Source organism: Algoriphagus sp., from assembly GCF_024642405.1.
In the GTDB taxonomy this organism is placed as follows: domain Bacteria; phylum Bacteroidota; class Bacteroidia; order Cytophagales; family Cyclobacteriaceae; genus Algoriphagus.
In genome coordinates, this window is the sequence record NZ_JAHEBC010000397.1 from 1 (window position 1) to 3,372 (window position 3,372).

Here is a 3,372-nt window from a genome sequence, read left to right on the forward strand (position 1 = left end):
ATTTCATCACCTCCACAGGTTTAAATCTAGATAAATAGATAGCTGGATAGATTCCTGCCAGTAATCCAGTAATCAACCAAACGCCAAGCAAAATGAGTATAACATCGGGTTGAAATGAAAGTGCTAAGGTTTTCGAAGTTACTTGATTGAAAAATGGCTGTAGCACATAAGATACTAGCACTGCCAAAACCACAGCAAACAAAGTCAGCACCAAAGATTCTGTAATAAATTGGCCAAAAAGTCCACCTCGGCTTGCACCCATGGATTTCTTGACACCGATTTCTTTCAGCCGGCTCATGGATCTGGCAGTGGTCAAATTCATGAAATTGATACAGGCGATGATCAGGATGAAAATAGCGATGACGGAAAAGATTTTCACATAGCTGATTCTACCACCTGCAACTTTTCCATCTTCATAAGTTCCGTATAAATAGGTATCTCCAAATGGTTGAACAAAGACCGAAACATTAGATTCTGCCTCTTTATTTTTTATAAAATCGTTGACTTGATCATTAAAAGCATCTACATCAGTTCCTTCTTTCAATAAGACGGTTGCGGTAGCATTGAAATTATCCCAGTGGGCTCCTTCTCCCAGCATTTGCTTGAAAAATGGGAATGCCAATAAAAAATCAGGCTTAATAAGATCTAATTTCCCGAAGTCCTTGTAGACCCCCGTAACTTCCACTTCATTGTTAAAATCAAAAACCTGCCATTTTAAAGATTTGCCTAAAGCCAATTGTGGGCTTCCAAAAAGTTTGTTGGCCAGAGTTTCAGAAATAGTAATTGCATTAATATCAGTTAAGGCTTTTTCAGGATTTCCTGAGAGAAAATCCACATCGAAAATCTGGAAATATTCCTGATCTACAAAAAAACCATCACCATTCATTTTGGTCTCTCCCTGCTCGAAAGCAACTCCTTCAATAAAAGGGGAAATAGCCGTTGCTTTATCGACTTGTGACAATTCCGCTTTCATAGCTTCTGCCATCTCGGCAGGAGTATAAGGAATAGTGACGATTCCTGTGGAGTTATCATGATTCGTCATCACAGTGTAAATCTGATCTATCTGTGCGTGATAGCGATTGACACTCAATTCATCTTTGACCCAAAGAAGAATCAGGATAACGGTCGTTAAACCTATTGTCAGTCCAAAAAGATTGATCGCAAAAATATGCTTAGACTTCATAAAACTTCTGAAGGCCAATAGGATCTGGTGGCGTAGCATGTTGTGTTGGTTTAGTGGAGGGTTTTAAACGTCATTGCGAGCAGAGCGAAGCAATCTTAAAAATCGAGACTGCTTCGTTCCTCGCAGTGACGTTAAACGTGAAACTGCTCCCTGATATTCTCAGTCACCACTTTTCCATCGAATAGGTTAATGGTTCTGTGAGCATAGTTAGCATCATGTGGAGAGTGAGTTACCATTACGATAGTAGTTCCCTCGTTATTCAATTCTTCCAAAAGTCTCATTACTTCTTCACCGTTGGTAGAATCCAAGTTACCAGTAGGCTCATCGGCAAGGATTACAGAAGGCTTTGCTACTATTGCTCTTGCGATCGCAACACGCTGCTGCTGACCACCGGAAAGCTGCTGCGGGAAGTGATTTCTTCTGTGCATGATGTTCATTCTAGTCAAAACTTCTTCTACTCTTGTCTTGCGCTCGTCAGCAGGAATCTTTAAGTAAAGAAGTGGAAGCTCCACGTTTTCGAATACTGTTAATTCATCGATCAAGTTAAAGCTCTGAAACACGAATCCGATATTTCCCTTTCTCAAGGAAGAGCGCTGTCTTTCAGAGAAATTGGCAACTTCATTGTCTAGGAAATGGTATTCACCAGCATCTGGATTATCCAATAAACCAAGGATATTCAACAAGGTAGATTTACCGCATCCTGAAGGACCCATGATGGCAACAAACTCACCCTTTTTGATTTCGATCTGAATGCTGTCCAAAGCAGTAGTTTCTACTTCCTCCGTGGCATACATTTTTCGGAGATTGACGGTTTTGATTACGTTTTGCATATTTTTTTAAGTTGTAAGACGGGAGACCGAAGACCGAAGTAATTTGATCATCCACCTGTATTTGATTGTTTTTAATTTTTAAGATAGGAGACCTAAGAATCAGGAATCCATCTTGAATTATTTAATTTTATTTTTAAATCCTATTATCATGTTCATCAGATTAAAACAATCTGAGTAAAGTTTTTCAAACTCTGGCTCTTCTATATACATTCTTCTTTTTGATTTATGTAAACAAGTAACGACCTCAGCCAAAGACCTTGATGCGTAACCAATAAATCTAATTTGCTCTGGGTTAGTTTGTCCTACAGATCCCTCAGCGATATTGAGTGCAATAGAATCGGACGACCTTCGAATTTGACTTGTCAAATTATAAATCTCATCTTTTGGAAATTTTTTAGAAACATCATAAACCTCTTCCGCCAAATCCATGGCCTTTTGCCAAATAATTAATTTCTCGAATTTGAAGCTTCCTTTATACTCCATCTATTTTTTTATGCTAAAATTTCATTTCTCAGGTTTTCCATCTTCTGTCTCCCGTCTCCTGTCTTCAGTCTTCAGTCTTCAATCTAGTTCAAATCCAAAATCTCATTATCTCCAAAGTTTTCATATCCCGAAACGATGACTCTTTCTCCTTCTACCAACCCTTCCAGCACTTCATAGAATTCAGGGTTCTTTCTTCCTAGTCGGATATTTCTCTTTTCTGCATTTCCTGCTGAATTAAGAACAAATACCCAGTTACCTCCGGTATCTTTGAAAAATCCACCTGTAGGTAAAAGCAAGCTTTGTTCAGAATCTCCTAGTTCAAGTCTGATTCTTACGCTTTGTCCTCTTCTGATTCCGCTTGGGCTATCTCCGGTAAATTTCATATCAACTTCAAATCGTCCGTTGGTAATCGTTGGATAGATTTTCATGATTTCCAGTTCATGATCTACCCCACTCAAAGTGAATTTCCCTCTCAAACCCTGACCAATTCTTGGCAAATACAATTCGTCGATCGGTACTCTTACTTTAAATTCATCCAGGACATCAATCTGACCATATCGCTCACCGGAATTGATTGCTTGCCCCACTTCGATCTGTTCCATCGCCAATTGACCAGATATAGGAGCCTTGATCACCAAATTATTCAGAATCTGCCCTACTCCATTTAACGAAGCATTCATTCTGCTTTCTGACTGGCGAAGCTGGGCTAACTGATAAGATCTCGCTATTGAATCACTTCTGTAAGAAGCGTAAGTCAATTCCTTTCTTTTAAGGTTGTATTCATATTGTTCTTTCACTTCTTCGAATTCACGGTCAGAAACCAGCTTTTTCTCATGAAGCTCTTTAAATCTTTTGTATTGTGGCTCGAGTAAGCTG

At 39.1% G+C, this 3,372-nt stretch carries 4 protein-coding genes; all 4 read right to left on the reverse strand.

Annotation, left to right across the window (positions count from 1 at the left end; all coding sequences use genetic code 11):
- Nucleotides 1-1,222 (reverse strand): ABC transporter permease (locus Q0L68_RS18360; protein ID WP_296705709.1); only part of this gene is annotated, 1,222 nt, incomplete at its 3' end.
- 92 nt (nt 1,223-1,314) lie between these two features.
- A complete protein-coding gene (locus Q0L68_RS18365) occupies nt 1,315-2,013 on the reverse strand; it encodes an ABC transporter ATP-binding protein (protein WP_296705710.1) in 699 nt (232 codons plus the stop codon).
- Between the two features lie 117 nt (nt 2,014-2,130).
- Nucleotides 2,131-2,496 (reverse strand): four helix bundle protein, encoded by a 366-nt coding sequence (locus tag Q0L68_RS18370; RefSeq protein WP_296705711.1) that lies wholly within the window; start codon nt 2,494-2,496, stop codon nt 2,131-2,133.
- Between the two features lie 83 nt (nt 2,497-2,579).
- On the reverse strand, nt 2,580-3,372 hold a 793-nt coding region (locus tag Q0L68_RS18375; RefSeq protein ID WP_296705712.1), incomplete at its 5' end, for an efflux RND transporter periplasmic adaptor subunit.